At 68.1% G+C, this 19,302-nt stretch carries 21 protein-coding genes; 12 read left to right on the plus strand and 9 right to left on the minus strand.

Translation table 11 applies throughout. From position 1 onward, the window contains the following. The coding region (locus GRX66_RS02510; RefSeq protein ID WP_325063920.1) for a transcription initiation factor IIB at nucleotides 1–697 on the minus strand (697 nt) is incomplete at its 3' end. A gap of 211 nt (nucleotides 698–908) precedes the next feature. On the opposite strand from GRX66_RS02510, the gene gatC reads away from it, so the two are divergent. The 3 genes from gatC to GRX66_RS02525 all read left to right on the plus strand — a co-directional run bounded on the left by gatC (nucleotide 909) and on the right by GRX66_RS02525 (nucleotide 4,675). Next, entirely contained in the window at nucleotides 909–1,184 is a 276-nt protein-coding gene (gene gatC, locus GRX66_RS02515) for an Asp-tRNA(Asn)/Glu-tRNA(Gln) amidotransferase subunit GatC (RefSeq protein ID WP_159525118.1), read from the plus strand. Continuing rightward, nucleotides 1,184–2,452 carry an Asp-tRNA(Asn)/Glu-tRNA(Gln) amidotransferase subunit GatA gene (gene gatA / locus GRX66_RS02520; RefSeq protein ID WP_159525119.1) on the plus strand — a complete coding sequence of 423 codons (1,269 nt, stop codon included), beginning with the start codon at nucleotides 1,184–1,186 and terminating at the stop codon, nucleotides 2,450–2,452. Before gatC ends, gatA begins: the two co-directional genes overlap by 1 nt. A gap of 192 nt (nucleotides 2,453–2,644) precedes the next feature. Beyond that, on the plus strand, nucleotides 2,645–4,675 hold the full coding sequence (locus GRX66_RS02525; protein WP_159525120.1) for a bifunctional metallophosphatase/5'-nucleotidase: 2,031 nt from the start codon (nucleotides 2,645–2,647) through the stop codon (nucleotides 4,673–4,675). 18 nt (nucleotides 4,676–4,693) lie between these two features. On the opposite strand, the gene GRX66_RS02530 is transcribed toward GRX66_RS02525, so the two are convergent. The 5 genes from GRX66_RS02530 to GRX66_RS02550 form a co-directional block, all read right to left on the minus strand. After that, nucleotides 4,694–5,149, minus strand: coding sequence for a hypothetical protein (locus tag GRX66_RS02530; RefSeq protein WP_325063921.1), 456 nt, complete (start codon nucleotides 5,147–5,149; stop codon nucleotides 4,694–4,696). A gap of 74 nt (nucleotides 5,150–5,223) precedes the next feature. Next, nucleotides 5,224–5,430 carry a dodecin family protein gene (locus GRX66_RS02535; RefSeq protein ID WP_159525121.1) on the minus strand — a complete coding sequence of 69 codons (207 nt, stop codon included), beginning with the start codon at nucleotides 5,428–5,430 and terminating at the stop codon, nucleotides 5,224–5,226. Nucleotides 5,431–5,475: 45 nt separating this feature from the next. Beyond that, the gene (locus GRX66_RS02540) at nucleotides 5,476–5,781 is read right to left on the minus strand and encodes a hypothetical protein (protein ID WP_159525122.1); all 306 of its coding nucleotides are present in this window, start codon (nucleotides 5,779–5,781) and stop codon (nucleotides 5,476–5,478) included. Between the two features lie 79 nt (nucleotides 5,782–5,860). Continuing rightward, on the minus strand, nucleotides 5,861–6,316 hold the full coding sequence (locus GRX66_RS02545; RefSeq protein WP_159525123.1) for an acyl-CoA thioesterase: 456 nt from the start codon (nucleotides 6,314–6,316) through the stop codon (nucleotides 5,861–5,863). 87 nt (nucleotides 6,317–6,403) lie between these two features. Continuing rightward, complete coding sequence (locus tag GRX66_RS02550) at nucleotides 6,404–7,939, minus strand: hypothetical protein (protein WP_159525124.1); 1,536 nt, start codon at nucleotides 7,937–7,939, stop codon at nucleotides 6,404–6,406. Between the two features lie 136 nt (nucleotides 7,940–8,075). Here GRX66_RS02550 and GRX66_RS02555 point away from each other — a divergent pair, with 136 nt between their 5' ends. The 3 genes from GRX66_RS02555 to purM all read left to right on the plus strand — a co-directional run bounded on the left by GRX66_RS02555 (nucleotide 8,076) and on the right by purM (nucleotide 11,289). Continuing rightward, nucleotides 8,076–9,578: a TraB/GumN family protein gene (locus GRX66_RS02555; RefSeq protein ID WP_159525125.1), complete on the plus strand. Its 1,503-nt coding sequence runs from the start codon at nucleotides 8,076–8,078 to the stop codon at nucleotides 9,576–9,578. Then, the gene (locus GRX66_RS02560; RefSeq protein ID WP_159525126.1) at nucleotides 9,578–10,165 is read left to right on the plus strand and encodes a metalloprotease; all 588 of its coding nucleotides are present in this window, start codon (nucleotides 9,578–9,580) and stop codon (nucleotides 10,163–10,165) included. The genes GRX66_RS02555 and GRX66_RS02560 overlap by 1 nt, the downstream gene beginning before the upstream one ends. 107 nt (nucleotides 10,166–10,272) lie before the next feature. Then, a complete protein-coding gene (gene purM, locus GRX66_RS02565) occupies nucleotides 10,273–11,289 on the plus strand; it encodes a phosphoribosylformylglycinamidine cyclo-ligase (protein WP_159525127.1) in 1,017 nt (338 codons plus the stop codon). A 35-nt stretch (nucleotides 11,290–11,324) separates the two neighbouring features. On the opposite strand, the gene GRX66_RS02570 is transcribed toward purM, so the two are convergent. Beyond that, nucleotides 11,325–11,864 (minus strand): CBS domain-containing protein, encoded by a 540-nt coding sequence (locus tag GRX66_RS02570; RefSeq protein WP_159525128.1) that lies wholly within the window; start codon nucleotides 11,862–11,864, stop codon nucleotides 11,325–11,327. A 42-nt stretch (nucleotides 11,865–11,906) separates the two neighbouring features. Further along, the gene (locus GRX66_RS02575) at nucleotides 11,907–12,275 is read right to left on the minus strand and encodes a DUF555 domain-containing protein (protein WP_159525129.1); all 369 of its coding nucleotides are present in this window, start codon (nucleotides 12,273–12,275) and stop codon (nucleotides 11,907–11,909) included. Nucleotides 12,276–12,528: 253 nt separating this feature from the next. Here GRX66_RS02575 and GRX66_RS19395 point away from each other — a divergent pair, with 253 nt between their 5' ends. Both GRX66_RS19395 and psmB read left to right on the plus strand, forming a co-directional pair. Beyond that, entirely contained in the window at nucleotides 12,529–12,696 is a 168-nt protein-coding gene (locus GRX66_RS19395) for a hypothetical protein (RefSeq protein WP_201292891.1), read from the plus strand. Between the two features lie 234 nt (nucleotides 12,697–12,930). Beyond that, a complete protein-coding gene (gene psmB / locus GRX66_RS02580) occupies nucleotides 12,931–13,662 on the plus strand; it encodes an archaeal proteasome endopeptidase complex subunit beta (RefSeq protein WP_159525130.1) in 732 nt (243 codons plus the stop codon). A gap of 201 nt (nucleotides 13,663–13,863) precedes the next feature. Here psmB and GRX66_RS02585 read toward each other — a convergent pair whose 3' ends face one another. After that, entirely contained in the window at nucleotides 13,864–15,393 is a 1,530-nt protein-coding gene (locus tag GRX66_RS02585; protein WP_159525131.1) for a hypothetical protein, read from the minus strand. A 109-nt stretch (nucleotides 15,394–15,502) separates the two neighbouring features. On the opposite strand from GRX66_RS02585, the gene ligA reads away from it, so the two are divergent. The 4 genes from ligA (at nucleotide 15,503) to GRX66_RS02605 (ending at nucleotide 19,173) form a co-directional block, all read left to right on the plus strand. Then, complete coding sequence (gene ligA, locus GRX66_RS02590; RefSeq protein WP_159525132.1) at nucleotides 15,503–17,179, plus strand: ATP-dependent DNA ligase LigA; 1,677 nt, start codon at nucleotides 15,503–15,505, stop codon at nucleotides 17,177–17,179. 117 nt (nucleotides 17,180–17,296) lie between these two features. Further along, the gene (locus tag GRX66_RS02595) at nucleotides 17,297–17,521 is read left to right on the plus strand and encodes a DUF1328 domain-containing protein (protein ID WP_159525133.1); all 225 of its coding nucleotides are present in this window, start codon (nucleotides 17,297–17,299) and stop codon (nucleotides 17,519–17,521) included. Between the two features lie 78 nt (nucleotides 17,522–17,599). Beyond that, nucleotides 17,600–18,382, plus strand: a complete 783-nt coding sequence (locus GRX66_RS02600; RefSeq protein ID WP_159525134.1) for an HAD-IIA family hydrolase — start codon at nucleotides 17,600–17,602, stop codon at nucleotides 18,380–18,382. Nucleotides 18,383–18,423: 41 nt separating this feature from the next. Then, nucleotides 18,424–19,173 carry an MBL fold metallo-hydrolase gene (locus GRX66_RS02605; protein WP_159525135.1) on the plus strand — a complete coding sequence of 250 codons (750 nt, stop codon included), beginning with the start codon at nucleotides 18,424–18,426 and terminating at the stop codon, nucleotides 19,171–19,173. Nucleotides 19,174–19,302 lie beyond the last annotated feature (129 nt).

Consider the following 19,302-nt stretch of genomic DNA (forward strand, 5'->3'; position numbering starts at 1 on the left):
TGACGTTGGCCACCTCGTCGAGGCTCCGGGGCGCGTTGGCCTGTCGAGCGGCGGCGTACAGCGCGCTCGTCGCGACGCCCTCGATGCTGCGGCCTGGCAGGAGGTCCTCGTCGAGCGCGCGCCGGTAGATGACCGACGCGGTCTCGCGGACGTTCTTCGGGAGGCCGAGCGCCGAGGCCATCCGCTCGATCTCGCCGAGCGCCTGCTTGAGGTTGCGTTCTTTCGCCGAGCGCGTGCGGAAGCGCTCGTTCCACGTGCGGAGGCGCTGCATCTTGCGTCGTTGCCGGCTGGACAGCGAGTTGCCGTACGCGTCCTGGTCCTGCCAGCCGATGTTCGTCGACAGCCCCTTGTCGTGCATGAGGTTCGTAGTCGGGGCGCCGACGCGGGACTTCTGGTCGCCGTCGTCGTTCCCGAACGACCGCCACTCGGGGCCGCGGTCGATGGAGTCCTCCTCGACGACCAGCCCGCAGTCCTCGCAGACGGTTTCGCCGCGTTCCTCGTCGACGACGAGGTCGCCCCCGCACTCCGGGCACTGGAGGCTGGCGGACGCGTCGGCGTCTTCCTGGCGCTGTTTCTCGTCGTCCGCCTGTTCGGCCTCGCGGTCGGCGTCCCCGATTCGGCCGCTGGCTTCCTGCGGCGGGGACTCGCCGTCGTCGTCCGATTCGCGTTCGGTCTCCCGCGTTTTTCGGTCACTCATGGGGTGGGCGATTTCTGTGGTCGCGAGAACGTCTAATACGTGTAGATAGAGAACTCGAGCGTACAAAAGGACTGTGGCAAAACCTCACACGACTCGCCGGTCCGGCGGCGGTCACAGTGCGACGAGGCTACCCCTGCGTAGACAGCCGAGTTCGCGCGTCTCGCGCGTAGGGCATCGAAACGCTTACCGCCGCGACGGGCAATCCCCAGACATGAGCGATTCTGTGGACGCCGACGAGGTCGAGCACGTCGCCGACCTCGCGCGGGTCGACCTCGACGACGACGAACTCGCGGCGTTCGCCGACCAGTTCGGCGACATCCTCGGGCACTTCGAAGCGCTCGAGGAGGTGCCCGAGGTCGAGGCCGAACCCGACCTCGTGAACGTGATGCGCGACGACGAGATCCGGGAGAGCCTGCGCCAGGAGGAGGCGCTCGAGAACGCCGACGACAGCGAAGACGGCCGATTCAAGGGACCGAAGGTGTCGTAATGTCGCTGAACGCCTACATCACCGAGGAGACCATCGAGGGCAGCGACGACGGCCCCCTCGCGGGCAAGACCGTCGCCGTGAAGGACAACATCTCGACGGACGGCGTCCGCACGACCTGCGGGTCGAAGATGCTCGAGAACTACGAACCGCCGTACGACGCGACCGTGGTCGAGCGCCTGAAGGACGCGGGCGCGACCATTCCGGGGAAGGCGAACATGGACGAGTTCGGGATGGGGACGACGACTGAGACGTCGTACTTCGGCGCGACGAAGAACCCGGTGGACGAGGACCGCGTCCCCGGGGGTTCCTCCGGCGGGAGCGCCGCGCTCGTGGCCGCGGGCGACGTTGACTACGCGCTCGGCAGCGACACCGGCGGGTCGATTCGCTGCCCGGCGGCGTTCTGCGGCGTCGTCGGCATCAAGCCGACGTACGGCCTCGTATCTCGGTACGGCCTGGTCGCGTACGCGAACAGCCTCGAACAGATCGGTCCCATCGCGCCGACCGTCGAGGGCGCGGCGGAACTCCTCGACGTCATCGCGGGTCCGGACGAGAACGACGGCACGACGCGCGAGGAAGGCGAGGACTCGAACTACGGGAGCGCCGCAAGGGGCGACGTGGACGGCCTGACTATCGGCGTGCCGACGGAACTCGTGGACGGCGCGGACGACCGCGTCGTGGAGACGTTCGAGAACGCGCTCGACGACCTGCGCGACCAGGGCGCGACCGTCGAGGAGGTCAGCCTGCCGTCCGTCGAGTACGCGGTGGCGGCGTACTACGTCATCGCGATGAGCGAGGCGTCCTCGAACCTCGCGCGCTTCGATGGCGTGCGGTACGGCCACTCGGGCGGCTACGAGGGCAACTGGAACGAGTCGTTCGCGAAGGCGCGTTCGGAGGGCTTCGGCGACGAGGTGAAGCGCCGCATCCTCCTCGGCACGTACGCGCTCTCAGCGGGCTACCACGACAAGTACTACAAGCAAGCCCAGGAAGCCCGCGCGTGGGTGAAACAGGACTTCGACGACGCCTTCGCGGACGTCGACGTGCTGGCGTCCCCGACGATGCCGATTCTCCCGCCGGAACTCGGCGAGAGCCTCGACGACCCCCTGAAGATGTACCTCGCAGACGCCAACACGACGCCCGTGAACCTCGCGAACCTCCCCGCGATTTCGGTGCCCGCCGGGGAAGCCGACGGCCTCCCGGTCGGCCTCCAGCTGGTCGGCCCGGCGTTCGGCGAGGAAACCATCATCAACGCCGCCGCTGCGCTGGAATAACGGCGGTCCCTGGTTCTCGATCCGAAATCGGCACGTTCGCTTCCGAAGCGATGCAGCGGTATCGAGTCCTGCCGTCCAAGCGAGCCCGGTACGTTCGGGTAGGGAGGACTCCTTGTTATCACCGATACAGGCGTTCCAGTTTGTTTCCCTACTAGTTAGATTTATGCAATCGCACAGTGAGTAAAATACTGCATGTCCAGGGTGCTCGCACTCCTGGTCGTGGCGGGCCTCGTGCTCGCGGGCGTTGCCGGTCCCGCGAGCGCTGCTCCCGCGACCACCGACGGTAGTGACGCACAGGATACCCTATCGAACGACACTGTCGTGACGGCCGTCGCGACGGATTCGACCAACAACTCCTCCGGGGAGACGACGCTCACACTCCTCACCTACAACGACGTCCAGACAGCGGCCGCGGAGAACACGACACTCCCGCGGATGGTGACGCTGCTGAACGAGCGGCGCGCTGCACACGACAATCCCACTGTCACGGTCGGCGGCGGTGACGAGGTGAGCCCGCACGCGCTCTCGCCGCTCAGCCAGTGGCGAGTCCCGGTCGATGCGCTGAACGTGCTCGATCCGGACGCCGAGGTGATCGGGAACCACGACCTCGACTACGGGTTCGATAGCGTGGGGAACGTCTCGGCGGACTCCGAGTTCCCGTGGCTGCTGGCGAACATCGTGGACGCGGAGACCGGCGACCCCATCCCCGGGACTGAGCCGTACACCATCGTGGAGCGCGACGGCGTGACCGTCGGGGTCGTCGGCCTCGCCGACGAGGCCATCGAGAGCAAGACCGCTGTCGACTTCGACGAGGCGGGCTACGAACTGCAGAACTACTCGACGGTCGCCAGCGAGTACGCGACGATGCTGACAGACGAACACAACGTGGACGTCGTCGTCGCCGCGGCGCACATCGGCATTCCCGAATCGAAAACTCTCGCGCGCACGACGGACAACGTCGACGTCGTCGTGGTGGGGGACGACGAGGTCGAGTACGAGCCACAGGAAACCGATGGCACGGTCATCGTCGAGGCGGAAGCCAGAGCCGAACACGTCGGCGAAGTGAACCTCACCGTCGAGGACGGCGACGTCACCTCGTGGAACGGCCGCCTCCTCAACGTGACCGAGGACGTCCCGAAGAACGAGACAGTGTCCGCGATCATCTCGGACGCCCGCGAGGACGAACTGAACGAGGTCGCGGGCCGCACGACGGAGCCGCTGGACGCGCGCTTCTCGTCGAACTATCACGACGAGACCGCACTCGGGAACACGATCACCGACGCGTTCCGCGCGCAGACCGGCGCCGACGTGGCGATCACGAACGCGGGCGGCATCCGGTCGAACAGCGTCTACGGCCCGGGGAACGTCACTGTCGGTGACGTATACAACGTCCTCCCGTTCCGGAACACGCTCGTGACCGTCGAACTCACCGGTGCCGAACTGGAGCAATTGCTGGCGAGCCAGGTCGTCACGATGGAGAGCGAGACCGGCCGGCGGTACGGGCCGGAAGCCCAGTTGCAGGTCAGCGGCGTGACCTACGAGTGGGCGAGCCACGAGAGCCAGGACCCCATCCGGGACGCCTGGGTGAACGGCGAACCCGTGGACGACGACGCGACGTACGATGTCACCGTCAATTCCTACATGGCGGGCTGGGACGGCTCCGTGCTGGCCGATGCGCCCCGCGTCAGCACGAGTGACGTGTTGTACGGGACCGCGCTCCTCGAGTACCTCCAGGCGAATTCCCCAGTGACGCCGGACGACGCGAACCGCATCCGTCGCGTCGACGACTTCTCGGCGGTGGAGTCGGTCTCGGTCCGACAGGGCGCAGCCACGGTCGCGCTCGACGCGCCCGAAGGCATCAACGGCACCGCACCGGACAGCTTCTACGTCACCCACGCGGATTCCTCCGAGCGCGTCGCCGCCGAATCGGTTACCATCGGGGAGGAAACCGTCGAAGTCGAGTTCGCGATGTCGGACCTCGCACCGTTCCTCGGCCAGAACGGCGACGTCGAACTGTACGGGAAGTACGAGACGACCGCGTACGACCGCGTCTACTTCGAGTACTCGGTGCTCAACGCGGACTTCGAGCGCGGAGTCTTCGCCGACGCAAACTGTGGCGGTCAGGGCGGAACCGAAACTGAGGCCGGGAAGGGACACCACCACCAGCTGGTGTCCGCGATCGTAGCGTCGTCGTCCGGTTCGAAGCCCACGGCAGTGGCGTAAGCCCGGACACACCGGGTCTCAGAAGTCGGGGAGGTCGTCGGGCGCGTCGTACTCGGCCTCCCAGTCGATGTAATCGGCCTTCAGGGTCTGGCTGACCGTTTCGCCGAGTTCGGCGAGCCCGGCGTTGATAGCGGAGACCGTCTCCCACGAGTCGAGGTCGGGATGGACGGCTCGCTCCCGCCAGTTCTCCGGGAGGCCGGGCGCGTGGTAGCCGACGCGGTCAGCGAAGTCGTCCCAGAAGAAGTCGAACTCCTGTATCATCTCGAGGTCGGTCACGATGCCGAACGCCTCCTCGTCGAGGTGCGTGTCGGCCGCCCACTCCTCGAAGGCGTCCGCCCACGCGCCATCGCTGAGCAGCGACTCCAGTTCCTCGCGCTTGTAGTCGGTGTCACCGACCACCTCGGCGTCCTCGTACTCGTTGGGATCCGTCTCGCCGAGGGCCGGCGGGTCCGGGGGAGCGACGCGCAGCGTCACGCTGTTTCCTACGGACAGACCACGGTTAAGCGTGGCTGTTGCCGGGACGGGCCGGCGCGGCAACGCGACTGGCGTCACCGCTGGAGTTCGAACGCGACGTGCAGCGTCGTCTTGTACCGGTCGATCTGGCCGCCCGATACCTTCGCCGTCTGGGAGATGACTTCGATGCCGGTGATTTCCTCCAGCGTCTGGTCCGCGTCGTCCAGGGCGTTCTGTGCGGCGTCCTCCCACGAGTCCGGGGAGTTCCCGATGAGTTCGATGACCTTCGTCGTTTCAGACATGGCAAGTGAACCGGGACGGCCGCGACCCCCATTGTAAGTAGAAGCCTACGCGCCGAGCCAGCTGCTGGTCGATACCTCGTGGCCGCTTTCCCGGCAGATGCGCGCGCCCTGCTTGCGGACCTCGCGGGCGGACGGGAACGCCTCGCGCTCGCGCATCTGTGATTGAATCCACTCAGCGAGCTTCGTCGCTTGCGGCTTCCCAGCGATGCGCTGGACCTCCGTCAGCCCCTTCTCGTAGGCGTCGCGGCGCGACCCCGCGCGTTCCTTCGCGCGCCTCCGGTCCGCGAGGTCGAAGACGTCCGTCACGACCTCGTCGATGTCCCGGACGAGCTGGTCAGTGTGTTCGGACATTGTCGTGTCTGAATCGACGACGAGCAGGACAATAGGCTTGTGGGGGCGTCGGGCGGAGCGGATCCGACGCGGGCGTGGGTTACCGCTGGTTCTGGCGTTCTTCGAGCGCGGAGTCGCGGAGCTGCTGTTCGGCGTCGGAGTCGCAGTCGAGGCGCGGAACCTGCGTCGGCTTGCCGTCGTCGTCCAGCGCGACGAACGTGAAAAACGACGTGGTGGTCTTGCGTTCGGTGCCCTCCCGTGGGTCCTCGGCGTGGACGTCCACCTTCACGTCGATGCTGGACGACCCGACGTCGAAGACGTACGCCTCCACGACGGCGACCTCACCCATCTCGATGGGCGCGATGAAGTCGACGTGATCCATCGACGCCGTGACGCACTGCCGGCCTGAGAACCGCATGCTCGCAATCGCCGCACAGATGTCCATCCAGTGCAGCACCGCGCCACCGAGCGCGCGGCCGAGGTTGTTAGTGTCGTTGGGCAACAGCATCTCCGTCATCTCCGTGTAGGAGTCCATGAGGCGCGCCGACTCTGGCATGCCTCGTGGTTGCGCGGGAGGGCGCTTGAAAGCTTCCGAGTCCGGCGGCGTCGGGCCGCGGTACCGTGGCTCGATAGCCGCGACGCGTCACCGTGACTCGACGGCCGCGTCGGGCCAGGACGCGAAGTCGCCGTCGACCAGCGTCTCGCGCTGGCGCTGGACGTACTCGCGCTGCATCCGAGTGACGGCGTCGTCGAAGGACGCGCCGTCGGCGAGATACCGGCGGACGCGGTCCTGCTTCCAGGACGCCGGCGTGACCTGGCGGTCGACGCGCTGGCGGAGCGGCCGGAGGTACGTTGCGGCCTCGTCGTTCGAGAGGCCGCAGCGTTCCAGGCCGTCTGCGGCGTGCTCGAAGAGGTCCGCGTACAGCACGTCCGTGTTGGTCGTGCGGTCGCCCTCGGCGTCGATCCAGGTGAGGTCGGCGTTTAGGCCGTCACGCGTGGCGGCGTAGAAGTTCTCGCGTGCGGTCTGCCAGTCCAGCTCCCGGACCGGGTGGTCGGTCGCGACGAGGCTCTTCAGGAGGCCCGCGAACGCCGCCTGGAACGCGACGGTGTCGCGGACCGTCGGCTGGCCCGGGAGCGGGCGGAACTCCACGCGGACGTTCGCCGCCGAGCGCGACGCTCCGCCGAAGACCGGCCGCACCCACCGCCAGTACGTCCCGTGTTTGTGGCGAATGTGCGCGAACTCGTCGTCGAAGCGGCCCGCGGCCTCGACGGACGCCGGAACCACCGGCGGGTCGTCGACGATTCGGTCGACGGCGTCCCGGACCGAGTCGACGTCGTCGGGGAATCTGACCTTCTTCGGGCCGTCCTCGGGGTTCATCACGCCCTCGAAGACGTGCACGCGGTTCTCGAGCCAGCCCTCGCGCAGCACTGCCTCCGGCGTGGCGTCGTCGTCGTAGACCTCCGGCGGGAAGAACGGGCTGTTCACGCCGAGCGCGAGTAGCGGCCCCGCCGCCCGGAGCGCGTACCCGAAGTACTCGGGGAGGTCGTCGGCCGTCGGGAGCTGGTAGTGCGGCTGGATGGACGTCGCGAGACTCTCGAGTGCGACTGTGTCGGCGGTCAGCGTGACCCCGGGAACGTCGATGCGGAGCCCCGGGTCGAGCTCTGAGTTCGCCATCGCCTGGTACCGCGGCGACTCGGTCATGTTCGTGGACAGCACGACGCCGTCCTGCTCCACGCACGCTGTGAGGTAGTCGACAGCCGATTCGCCCTCCGGCGGAATCGTCCACATTCCGTCGCTGACGAGCTGGATGTTCTCGGCGCGGGTCGTGGCGTCCATCGCGGCCGACACCCGGGCCTTCACCTCGCGCTCCTGGGCGGCGATACCGTGGGAGTTCAGCGGCTGCGGGCTCGTGGACAGTTCGGCGTTGTGCAGCCCCAGCTCCGGCTCGAAGCCGATGAGGTCCAGCAGCGGCCGCGGCACCCGGCGCAGCGACGCGCCGTCCTCGGTGACGCCGTAGAACTCGTACTCGAGGCCGACGATTGCCTGCGGGTTGTCGAACGTCCCTGCGTCGAGTTCCTCCTTCAGGAAGCGGGCTTCGCGCTGGACGGCCTCGCCGAACGACGCCAGGTCCGTGTCCAGTACCTCGCGGACGTCCGCAGCGAGTCGCGTACCGGACATATCCGAGTATAGTGCGGGGAGTTGCTTCAATTTCGGGGCTGCGGCGTCCGGGTTCGGCGCCCGCTCGGATTCGCATGCGGCCCACTCTCGGCAGGGTTCCGACAAGCGTAAGGCCGCCACGACTAACTCTGGGGCAATGAGCGAGGAACCCGCGGCGACCCACGAGGGCTCGGTACGGGTCGTCGGGACCGCGCACGTCTCCGCGGACAGCGTCGAGGAGGTCGAGCGCGTCGTCGAGGCGGAGCAGCCGGACACGGTCGCGGTCGAACTGGACGAAGGCCGGTTCCGCCAGATGCGGGGCGAGACGCCCGAGGACCTCGACGCGAGCGACCTGCTGAAGGGGAGCATGGCGTTCCAGTTCCTGGCGTACTGGCTGCTGTCGTACGTCCAGCAGCGGCTCGGCGAGAAGTTCGGCATCGAGCCCGGCGCGGACATGAAAGCCGGCGTCGACGCCGCCGAGCGCATCGGCGCGGACGTCGCGCTCGTGGACCGAGACATCCAGGTGACGATCCAGCGCTTCTGGGCGCGCATGACGGGCGTGGAGAAACTCCGCCTCGTCGGCGAACTCGCGCTCGGCGTGACCGACAGCCGAACCCTGGGTCTCGGCGTGGGCGCGCTCGCGGGGTTCCTCGTGGGCGTCGCCGCGGAGTTCGTCGCCGGGCCGTTCTTCATCCCGCCGCCGCCCGTCGACGTCGGTTTCCTGGCGACGCCAGTGTTGCTCGCGACCGGGCTGGCGGAAGCACTGCTGTTCGCCGGCGCCGGCGCCGTCGTGCTGGGCGTCGTGTTCGCGGTGCTGTTCGCGCGCACCGAGCCAGAGGACGTCGACGAGTTCTCGATGGACGACCTGACGGACGCGGACGTCGTGTCCGCGATGATGGAGGAGTTCCGCCGGTTCAGCCCGTCGGGCGCCCAGGCGCTCATCGACGAGCGCGACGCGTACATCGCGCACAACCTCGTCGCGCTCCGCGAGCAGGGCAAGCACGTCGTCGCCGTCGTCGGCGCGGGCCACCGCGAGGGCATCGAACACTACCTCGCGAACCCCGGCGAACTCCCGCCGATGGCGTCACTGCAGGGCACCCAGAAGAAGCGCTTCTCGGTGTTCCGGCTGCTCGGCCTGCTGTTGACTGTCGGTTTCCTCGTGTTCTTCGTGTTGCTCGTGATGGCGGGCGTGAGCAACACCGTCCTGCTGAAGGTGTTCGGCGCGTGGTTTCTGTTCAACGGCGTCATCTCCATGACCGCCGCGAAGCTCGCCGGCGCGCACTGGTCGAGCGCGGGCGTCGGCGGCGCCGTCGCGTGGCTGACGAGCGTCAACCCCCTGCTCGCGCCCGGCTGGTTCGCGGGCTACGTCGAACTCCGGTATCTCTCCGTTCGGGTCGCGGACATCGGGACGCTCAACGAACTCCTGGACGACGAGACCCGCCCGATTCGGGACATCCTCTCGGACATGCTGGACGTCCCGCTGTTCCGCCTCATCTCCGTCGTGGCGATGACGAACGTCGGGAGTTTCGTCGCGAGCGCGCTGTTCCCGTTCGTCGTGTTGCCGCTCATCGGCGGGCCGTTCGACAGCGTCGGCGCGGTGACTGACGCGATGCTCCGCGGCGTCGAGAACAGCATCGACGCCATCTGGGGGCTGTTCTGATGCAGTTCAGCAGCCGTGAACTGCGCGACCTCCTCATCGCGTGGGTGGCGCTCGGGTTCGCGTTCAGCCTCCTCTACGTGCCCGTGTCCGCGACGACGATGGCGGATGTCCTCGTGAGCCAGACGTTCGCGTTCGAGTTCGGGTTGAGTCTGGCGACGGTCGGCGTCGCGTTCCTCCTGCACGAGCTCGCGCACAAGCTCGTGGCCGTGCACTTCGGTCAGCACGCGGAGTTCCGCGCGGACTTCGGGATGCTCGCGCTGGCCGTCGCGGGCGGCCTCGCCGGGTTCCTGTTCGCCGCGCCCGGCGCAGTCCACCACCGCGGCCGCATCACGCCCCGCGAGCACGGCCTCATCGCAGTCGCCGGGCCGCTGACGAACGTCGCGCTCGCCGCCGTCTCCCTCGGTCTGCTGACGGTGTTCCCGGACCTCGCGTGGCGGGGCCTGTTCATCAACGTCCTGCTCGCCGGGTTCAACATGATCCCGTTCGGACCGCTGGACGGCCGCACGGTCCTCGATTGGAGCCCAGTGGCGTACGCGGCTGCAGCCGTCCCGACCATCGGCCCCGCGCTCTTCCTGTTCTTCGGCTGACGACGGGGTTCGTTCCGCCGGTCGCTTCGACCGCACTCGGCTCGCCCGTGTTGTGCTTCGACGCATAGACCGGCACGTTTAACGCCGCGAGATACGCACGCTCGTGTATGACCGAGAGCGACGAGAACGGAGGCGAGGACGACAACGGGGCGGAGTTGACGTACGCCGACGCGGGCGTGGACATCGAGGACAGCGAAGCGGCCACGGCGGCACTCGTCGGCGCCGTCTCGGAGGTCGCAGATACGACCGAGTACGCGGGGCTCGTCGACATGGGCGACCGGTACCTGGCGCTGGCGACGGACGGCGTCGGGACCAAACTGCTGGTCGCGGAGGCCCTGGGCGACTACTCGACGGTGGGCATCGACTGCATCGCGATGAACGTCAACGACCTCGTCGCGGCGGGCGTCGAACCCGCGGCGTTCGTGGACTACCTGGCCGTGGACGAACCGGACGAGCGCCGCGAGGCGGAACTCGGCGAAGGGCTCGCGGCTGGCGCCGAGGCAGCCGGGGTCGCGCTCATCGGCGGCGAAACCGCCGTCATGCCGGAAGTCGTGATGGACTTCGACCTGGCGGGCACCGTCGCGGGCCTCGCCACCGACGACGACCTGCTGCCGGGCGAGGCCGAGGCTGGAGACGTTCTGGTCGGGTTCCGGTCGTCCGGCATCCACTCGAACGGCCTGACGCTCGCGCGGAAAGCCGCGGACCGCGCAGGCGGGTTCGACGAGCCGTTCCCGGGCGACGGCTACGACACTGTCGGCGAAGCGCTGCTGGAGCCGACCCGGATCTACGCGTACCTCCTCGATGCGCTGCACGAATACGACGCGCACGCCGCGGCCCACGTGACCGGCGGCGGGTGGACGAACCTCGAGCGGATGGGCGAGTTCCGCTACGAAGTCACGGACCCGCTTCCCGCACACGACGTCTTCGCGTTCGTGCAGGACGCCGGAAACGTCAGCGACGAGGAGATGCACCGCACGTTCAACATGGGCACCGGGTTCGTCGTCGCGCTCCCGGAAGACGCCGCCGAGGGCCTCGTCGATAATTCTGACGGCGAGCGAATCGGTCGCGTCGCGGACCCGTCGGAGGACGGCGGCAGCGTGGAGATCCGCGGGCTGTCGCTGTAGGCCACGCCAGCCGGACGACAGCCGGAACTGCGCCGCTAACTGATGCGGGCGGCGACGTCGGCCTGCGTGATGATGCCGACCGTCTCGCCGTCCTCGGTGACCATCACGGCCTTGTAGTGGTCGAGGAGGCTCGATATCTCGTCGAGCGTGGCGTCCCCGGAGACCGTCGGGAAACTCTCGCTCATCACGTCACGCACCGGGTGGTCGCCGACGTCTTCGCCGGCGTGGACGACGTCGCTGTCGCTGATCGAGCCGACGGGGACGCCGTTCGTGATGACCGGAAGCTGGGAGTAGCCGGCGTCCTGCATCTTCTCGACGGCGTGGCTGACGGTGTCCTCGGGCGCGACGCTGATGACCTCCTCGTTCATGAGGGTGTTCGCGCGGACGACGTCGCCCTCTGCTTCGTCGAGCGCTTCGACGATCCGGCGCAGCGTGGACAGTCGCGGGTCGACGTCTCCACCCTCGATGCGGGCGATGAGTGGTTGTGAGACGCCCGCGCGGTTGGCGAGTTCGCTCTGGGTGAGTTCCAGCGACGTGCGCCGTTCGCGCAGGTCCTTGGGCGTCGGCAGTCGCATACGCCCGAATAACCAACAGTTATTAATAAATGTTCGGGAGGCTTACGCGTCCTCGGACTCGACCTCGCCGCCCTCCTCGATGACCTCGATGACCTCGAGAGGGACGTCGCGGAGCGCGCCGCCGACCTCGCTCTTCGCGATGCGCTCGGCGTGCTCCTCGCTGTCCGCGTTGAACACCGTCAGCTCCAGGACGAGACCGACCAGCGCGGTCTTCGCTGCGAGGAACGCGGCGTCCAGCGGTTCCGCGCAGGCTGGACACGTCGTCACCCCGGCCTCGACTTCGACGTAGTCGAGGTCCTGGTCGTTCAGTCGTTTGCCGGCTTCGCTCACGGCGACGCCGATGGCGTCGTCGGAGTTCTCGACGTCACGGACCAGCCACGCGGCTTCCATCGCAACGACGTAGTTGCTCATACGTGTTCATCGGGGCGCGGATAGTCGTGCTTTGTGGTTTGGCCGCCTCACAGCGCACGTCACCAAAATGGTCCCTGTAAGTTATGGCGTGGTGCCGGGACAGCAACAGAGCCCCTACGACTCGCTACGGGAGGACCGCAACATCCAACCGCCCCCGTCCGACGAAAACAAAACCGCCATACAGCGCGGGTTTCGGTCGACCCCGCCGCCCGGAAGACTTATATATGGGTGCGTCTTGGGCAGCAGTACTCCGATGCTCGACCGCACCACCCGACTCGCGCTGTTCACGCTGTACCAGTCCAGCCTCGCGCTGGGCATCCTGCTGTTGCCCGTCGCGCTGCTCGTCCGCCAGGCCGGCGTCACACTCCCGGTCCACCAGCTCGTCGAACGCACCGAGCGTGCGTACGAAGCCGCCAACTGATTCTCAGTCCCGCCACCTGACGACTGCCGCCGCAGACCACCGTACAAACGGCACGTCACGGCTCACGCCAGAAACTACCCGCCTCCAACTGCAAGTGACGACTCCGGCCGTCAACTGACCGCCCAGGCCGCCGACTGCGGACGCCGCCGTGACGGCCGCTCCCCGCTGGTTCTTCGAGGCCGCGAATCCCCGGAAAAGATGGTTTTATCAGTGGCGGACTGGTAACTTCCGGTAATGTTCAACAGCAACGACGGCCCTGAGTTCGCCCGAAACCAGGACCGCTTCGGCGGCACCCAGAACCCCTACGAGCCGGAAATCGGTACCCTCCCCGACGGCAATCAGGCAGGCGCAGACGACGCCAACATCAACAAGACCGGCACCACCATCGTCGGCCTCACCACCGACAGCGGCGTCGTGATGGCCTCGGACATGCGCGCCAGCCTCGGCGGCCGCGTCGTCTCCAACAAGGACGTCCAGAAGGTCGAAGAGATCCAGCCCAACGCCGCCCTCTCGATGTCGGGGTCCGTCGGCGGCGCCCAGTCGTTCATCCGGTCGCTGCGCGCGGAAGCGAACCTCTACGAGGCCCGGCGCGGCGAGTACATGTCCATCAGCGCGCTCGCCACGATGGGGTCGAACCTCCTGCGCGGTGGCCCGTTCTTCCGCGTCGTCCCGATTCTCGGCGGCGTCGACGACGAGGGCGGCCACGTCTTCAGCCTCGACCCATCCGGTAGCTCGCTCTCCGACAACTACACCGCACAGGGCTCCGGGATGCCGTACGCGCTCGGTGTTCTCGAACAGGAGTTCTCCGAGGACCTGACGATGGACGACGCCGTCGGCGTCGCCGCGCAGGCCATCGACTCCGCCAGCGAACGCGACACGGCGTCGGGCAACGGCATCCACATCACGAAAATCACGGAGGAAGCAGTCGAAATCGTCGGCCACAAGGACATCGACGAGGTTCTCTGAGGCCGCACCCGGACCCGAACAGCTACCACGGGACGTCATCGTCGGCGGCGGCCCAGGCCGTCGCAATCCCGATTTCTCTCTCGTCTCTCCCCGACTACTCCAGCGCCCGCGAAGCCGCTGTACTCGAATTCGTCGGCGTTGCCGAGTCTCTGGAGGCGCATTATTCAAGTTTGTCGCCGCTCCAGCCGCTCTGCAGCCGCGTTACTCGAGTTCGTCGCCGCGGCCGAGCCAGTCGGCGAAACTCCCCGACAGCAGCGTCTCGCGCTGGTTCTCGATGTACTCGCACTGCATCGCGTATACGGCGTTCTCGAACGTGTTGCCGTCGTAGAGCGCGCTCCGCACGCGGTCGCGCTTCCACGAGGCGGGCGTGATTTCGTGGCGTGCGCGCTGGCGCAGCGGCCACAGGTACTTCGCCGCCTGTTCGTCCGAGAGGCCGCGACGGTGCAGACCGGCCTGGGCCTGGTCGAAGAGGTCCGCGTACAGCTCCTTCGTGTCCGTGACGCGGTCGCCGTCCGTATCGATCCAGGTGAGGTCGGCGCTCAGGCCGTTCCGAGCGGCGTTGTAGAAGTTCTCGCGGGCGGTCTCCCAGTCGAGGTCGTACAGGGGGTGCTCCGTCCGCGGGAGATTCTCCAGGAGGCCCGCGAAGGCCGCCTGCACCGCGATGGTGTCGCGGACCGTCGGCTGCCCGGCGATGGGGCGGAACTCGATGCGGGCGTTCGCGTTCTCCGTCGACGACCCGCCGAACACGGGCCGCACCCACCGCCAGTACGTCCCGTGCTTCCGGCGCCAGTGCGCGAACTCGTCGTCGAAGCGCCCGCCGTCGGACGCCGGCATCGGGACGATGGTCTCGTCCGCTGCGACCCGGTCGACGGCGTCCGCGACGCTCCCCATGTCGGCCGGGAACCGGACTTTCTCGCGCTCGCCGGGGACGTTCAGTACCGTCTCGAAGACGTCGATGCGGGACTCCTGCCAGCCGTCCGCGAGAATCGCCTCGGGCGTGGCGTCCTCGTCGTAGAGGTCCGGCGGGAACAGCGGCGAGTTCACGCACAGCGCGAGCAGCGGGCCGGCGAACCGGAGCGCGTACCGGAAGTACGTCGGCAGGTCGACGGCCTGCGGCACCTGGTAGTGCGGCTGGATCGACGTGATGAGCGCCTCCGGCATCACAGTCGCCGCATCCAGGGAGACGTGGGGGGAGTCCAGGCGCATCCCCGCGGGATCGTCGGTGTTCGCCATCGCGTGGTAGCGCGCCGACGCGCTCATGTTGGTCGCGATCTCGACGCCGTCGCGCTCCACGCTGTCGGTGAGGTAGCTGCGTGCCGTCTCGCCCTCCGGCGGAATCGTCCACATGCCGTCGCTGACGAGGTGGAGGCCCTCCGCGGCCATCGGCTCCTCGGCCGCTGCGAGGTTGGCTTTCACCTCGGCCTCCTGCGCGCGGAGGCCGCGCTCGTTCAACGGCTGCGGGCTGGTCGTCATCTCGGCGTTGTGGAGGCCCAGTTCCTTCTCGAAGCCGACGAACTCGAGGACGCGACGCGGGACGCGTGCCAGCGACCCGTCGTCGGTGACTGCGTAGAACTCGTACTCGAGGCCGACGATGGCCTGGGGGTTGTCGAACGTTCCGGCGGCGATCTCGGTCTTGACGACTTCCGCGTCCTCGCGGACCTGTCGCTGGAATGCCTCCGCGTCCACGTCGAGCACCTCCTGCACCCGGTCCACGAGGTCCGACCCTGTCATGAGCGTGGGGTTGGCGCTCCTGGCTTAAGAAGGGCTTGGCGGTCAGGCGCCAGCCGAGCGCGGAGGCGGTTCGACTGTTTTAACTACGGGACCGGGCTACCGCCGAGTAATGGAATTCGGTTCGTTCGCCGCGCACGCCGCCGACGTGGAGGCGGCCGACGCGGACCTCGAGGTCGTCGACCTGGTCGCGGACTTGTTCGCGGAGGCCGGCGACGACCTCGTCGTCGTCGCGCGGTTCGTGCAGGGCCGGGTGTTTCCCGCGCACTCCGAGACGAAACTCGACATCGGCCCGCGTCTCTGCTACGAGGCGCTGGCGCGCGCGGCGTCCACGAACGTCACCGCCGACGACGTGGAGAGCCGGCTCGCCGAGACGGGGGACATCGGCGAAGTCGCGTCCGCCCTGGACCTCGGCGGACAGGCGGGCCTCGGCGCGTTCGGCGGCGGGAACGACGACGACGCGTTGACCGTCGCCGACGTCTACGGCGACCTGGAGGCGCTCGCGGCCGCGGCGGGCGACGGTAGCCAGGACGAGAAAGTCACGCTGCTGTTCGGCCTGTTCAACGACTGCTCCGGGGAGGAAGCCCGCTACCTCGCCCGCCTCGTCCTCGGGGAGATGCGCATCGGCGTCGGAGAGGGAACCGTCAGGGACGCCATCGCGGACGCCTTCGACGTGGACGTCGAGGTGGTGAAGCGGGCGCTGCAGGTGTCCAACGACTACGGCCTCGTCGCCGTGACCGCACGCGATGAGGGCGAGGCGGGCCTGTCAGCCATGCACCTGGAGGTCGGGCGACCCGTGCAGGCGATGCTCGCGCAGGCCGGCACGGTCACGGACGCGCTCGAGGAGTGGGACGAGGCGGCCGTGGAGACGAAGTACGACGGGGCGCGCGTCCAGGTCCACTGGGACGGCGAGGACGTGGCGCTGTACTCGCGGAACATGGAGGACGTGACGGACGCGCTCCCGGAACTCGTGGAGTTCGTCGAGGAGCACGTCGAACCCCCGGTGATTCTGGACGGGGAAGCGGTCGCCGTCGACGACGACGGCAGTCCGTTGCCGTTCCAGGAGATTCTGAAGCGGTTCCGTCGGAAGCACGACGTCGCGGAGATGCGCGACGAGATCCGCGTGCGGTTGCACGCCTTCGACTGCCTGCACGCTCGCGGGAACGACCTCCTCGAACAGCCGTTCCGGGAGCGCCACGACCGCCTCGCGTCCGTCGTCGACGACGAGTCCGCCGTCTCGAACCTCCTCGTCACCGACGACCCCGAGGAGATTGCGGACGTCGAGGCTGACGCCCTCGAGGCCGGCCACGAGGGCATCATGCTGAAAGACCCCGACGCGGCGTACACGCCGGGCGATAGGGGGAAGCACTGGCTCAAGCGCAAACCCGACGTGGAGACCCTCGACCTGGTGGTGACTGGTGCGGAGTGGGGTGAGGGGCGGCGCGCCTCGTTCCTCGGGACGTTCCTGCTGTCGGCCCGCGACGACCGCGAAGACACGAACGGCGAGTTCGCCACCATCGGGAAGGTCGCGACCGGCATCACCGACGCGGAACTCGCGGACCTCACCGACCTGCTCGAACCTCACATCCGCGCCGAGGACGGCCAGGAGGTCGACATCGACCCGGCCGTCGTCTTCGAGGTCGGCTACGAGGAGATCCAGGCGTCGCCCACCTACTCGTCGGGGTACGCGCTCCGGTTCCCGCGGTTCGTCTCCGTGCGCGAGGACAAGACGCCGGACGCGGCAGACACCATCGAGCGCGTCGAGCGACTCGCCGACCAGCAGTCGTAGCGGACCCGATACGGGCGGGGAGCAAGCAACCAGTCTGGCACAGACCGCGAACCTGTAAGATATCATTTCTTTACAGACGGCCAGATTACCTTTCTGTGCGAGGTGCGTCTCGCTAGTATGGTTTCGATTCCAACGCTCGGGCTCACGGTGGCCGACCTGCTGGCCGAACCGCTCCCGCTGCAGTCCAGCGGCGGCTTCCTCGAGTACGCCATCCTCTTCCTCGTACTTGCCATCGTCGCCGCGATCTTCGGCGCTCGTGGCATCGCCGGACTCAGCATGACTATCGCGAAGTGGCTAGTCATCATCTTCGTCGTGCTCGCCATCGTCTCCTTCATCCTGTAATGGAGACGACGGCCGCCCGGACCGGCGCGTGCGTGCCGGTGTCGGTGGCTTGAACTGGCGAGCCACCCAACGACCGCCATGTCATTCCGCGGCGTCGTCGTCGACCTGGACGGGACCGTCCTGCACGGCGGGTCGCCCATCCCCGGCGCGATAGAGAGCCTGGGAGCGCTCCGCGAGCACGCCGACCGCGTCCTCTTCCTGACGAACAATCCGACCGTGCCGCCGGCGGAGTACGCCGACCACCTCCGGAGCCTCGGCGTCGAAGCGACTGCCGAGGACGTGTTGACGGCCGCGGTGGCGACAATCGAGTACCTCCATGCGGAACACGACGGGGAGCGCGTGTTTCCCGTCGCGGAGGACGCCATCGTCGACCAGTTGCGCGCGGCGGGCGTCGACGTGACCGAGGACCCGGAGGCTGCCGAGGTCGTCGTCGCGGGCTACCACCGCGAGTTCCACTACCGGGACATGCAGGCCGCGCTCGACGCGTTCGCCGACGGAGACGTCGCGTTCGTCGGGACTGATCCCGACCGCACGGTCCCGACCGAGGACGGCCTGACGCCGGGCTCTGGCGCGATAATCAACGCCGTCGCGGGCGTCGTGGGTCGCGACGCCGACGAAGTCCTCGGCAAGCCCTCGGAGACGACTGCGCGCCTCGCTTCGGACAGACTGGGCGTCCCGGCCAGCGAGTGCGTGCTGGTGGGCGACCGCCTCGACACCGACGTGGCCATGGGAGAGCAGGCGGGGATGACGACAGTCCTGGTCCGCACGGGCGTCAGCGAGGACGAGGACGTCGATGCCGGCGACGTGTCGCCCGATTACGTGGTGGACTCGCTGGCGGACGTCGTGGACTTGCTCGACTGACCGGAGCAATCCTTTTCCGGGATTCGGCGCAATCCTCGGGCATGACGGTTCGTCAGGGCGGAGTGACCGTGGACTGGCTTGGGTACGCGACGACCCGCATCGAGTGGCCGGACGCCACCGTCGCCTACACCGACCCGGGCCGGTACGGCGTCCTCACCGGCGAGTGGACGCCGGGCGCGTTCGACACCGCCGCGGCCCACCCGGCAGCCCGGGACTATCGCGCCGAGGACGCGGACCTGGTGGTCGTCACCCACGACCACCACTACGACCCGGACGGCATCGAGCGCGTAGCGGCGGCGGACGCGTCAGTCGTCGTCTACGAAGCCGTCGACGCGGCCAACATCTCCCGTGACGTCGCGCCCGTCGACGAACTAGACTACGACGTGGTGCGCGTCGCGTACGGCGACAAACTGACCGCAGCGGGCGTCGACCTCTCCGTGCTGCCCGCGGAGACAGTACCGGACGAGCCGGGCGGCACATCCTCGCATCCACCCGGGTTCGGCTGCGGGTTCGTGCTCACCCGCGGCGGCCGGAGCGCGTTCTGGCCGGGCGACACCGACCCCCTGGATGCGCACGAGGCGCTCGCCCCGGACGTCTTTCTGCCGCCCATTAGCGCCGGCATCACGATGACCGAGTCCGAGGCGGCGACGCTGGCGGCGACGCTGGCGCCGGACCTCGTCGTCCCGATTCACTACAACACGTTCGCTGGCCTCGCCGCCGACGAGGACGCGTTCGTCGCGGCCGTCGCGCGGCGAGGAATTCCGGTCGCCGTGGACTCGCGAACGGGCTGACCGCGCAAGGTCGGGCGGAATCGAGCAGTCCGGTCGTCTGCGTCCGCGAGCTGGTCGACAAGTCACGTGCGACGACTACAATAAGATTTATATAGAAGCTCAAACAAGGTTTTCATGTACTCGGGTGAG

Source organism: Halobacterium bonnevillei (genome assembly GCF_009831555.1).
Classification (GTDB): Archaea; Halobacteriota; Halobacteria; order Halobacteriales; family Halobacteriaceae; genus Halobacterium; species Halobacterium bonnevillei.

Excerpts from the sequence above, each read along its gene's own strand:
- GRX66_RS02555 (WP_159525125.1), top strand. The coding sequence starts at position 8,076 with ATGAGCGAGGAACCCGCGGCGACCCACGAGGGCTCGGTACGGGTCGTC.
- GRX66_RS02525 (WP_159525120.1), top strand. The coding sequence starts at position 2,645 with ATGTCCAGGGTGCTCGCACTCCTGGTCGTGGCGGGCCTCGTGCTCGCG.
- GRX66_RS02540 (WP_159525122.1), bottom strand. The coding sequence starts at position 5,781 with ATGTCCGAACACACTGACCAGCTCGTCCGGGACATCGACGAGGTCGTG.
- GRX66_RS02570 (WP_159525128.1), bottom strand. The coding sequence starts at position 11,864 with ATGCGACTGCCGACGCCCAAGGACCTGCGCGAACGGCGCACGTCGCTG.
- GRX66_RS02550 (WP_159525124.1), bottom strand. The coding sequence starts at position 7,939 with ATGTCCGGTACGCGACTCGCTGCGGACGTCCGCGAGGTACTGGACACG.
- GRX66_RS02575 (WP_159525129.1), bottom strand. The coding sequence starts at position 12,275 with ATGAGCAACTACGTCGTTGCGATGGAAGCCGCGTGGCTGGTCCGTGAC.
- GRX66_RS02545 (WP_159525123.1), bottom strand. The coding sequence starts at position 6,316 with ATGCCAGAGTCGGCGCGCCTCATGGACTCCTACACGGAGATGACGGAG.
- GRX66_RS02535 (WP_159525121.1), bottom strand. The coding sequence starts at position 5,430 with ATGTCTGAAACGACGAAGGTCATCGAACTCATCGGGAACTCCCCGGAC.
- purM (WP_159525127.1), top strand. The coding sequence starts at position 10,273 with ATGACCGAGAGCGACGAGAACGGAGGCGAGGACGACAACGGGGCGGAG.
- GRX66_RS02605 (WP_159525135.1), top strand. The coding sequence starts at position 18,424 with ATGACGGTTCGTCAGGGCGGAGTGACCGTGGACTGGCTTGGGTACGCG.
- gatC (WP_159525118.1), top strand. The coding sequence starts at position 909 with ATGAGCGATTCTGTGGACGCCGACGAGGTCGAGCACGTCGCCGACCTC.
- ligA (WP_159525132.1), top strand. The coding sequence starts at position 15,503 with ATGGAATTCGGTTCGTTCGCCGCGCACGCCGCCGACGTGGAGGCGGCC.
- GRX66_RS19395 (WP_201292891.1), top strand. The coding sequence starts at position 12,529 with ATGCTCGACCGCACCACCCGACTCGCGCTGTTCACGCTGTACCAGTCC.
- GRX66_RS02595 (WP_159525133.1), top strand. The coding sequence starts at position 17,297 with ATGGTTTCGATTCCAACGCTCGGGCTCACGGTGGCCGACCTGCTGGCC.
- GRX66_RS02585 (WP_159525131.1), bottom strand. The coding sequence starts at position 15,393 with ATGACAGGGTCGGACCTCGTGGACCGGGTGCAGGAGGTGCTCGACGTG.
- gatA (WP_159525119.1), top strand. The coding sequence starts at position 1,184 with ATGTCGCTGAACGCCTACATCACCGAGGAGACCATCGAGGGCAGCGAC.
- GRX66_RS02600 (WP_159525134.1), top strand. The coding sequence starts at position 17,600 with ATGTCATTCCGCGGCGTCGTCGTCGACCTGGACGGGACCGTCCTGCAC.
- GRX66_RS02560 (WP_159525126.1), top strand. The coding sequence starts at position 9,578 with ATGCAGTTCAGCAGCCGTGAACTGCGCGACCTCCTCATCGCGTGGGTG.
- psmB (WP_159525130.1), top strand. The coding sequence starts at position 12,931 with ATGTTCAACAGCAACGACGGCCCTGAGTTCGCCCGAAACCAGGACCGC.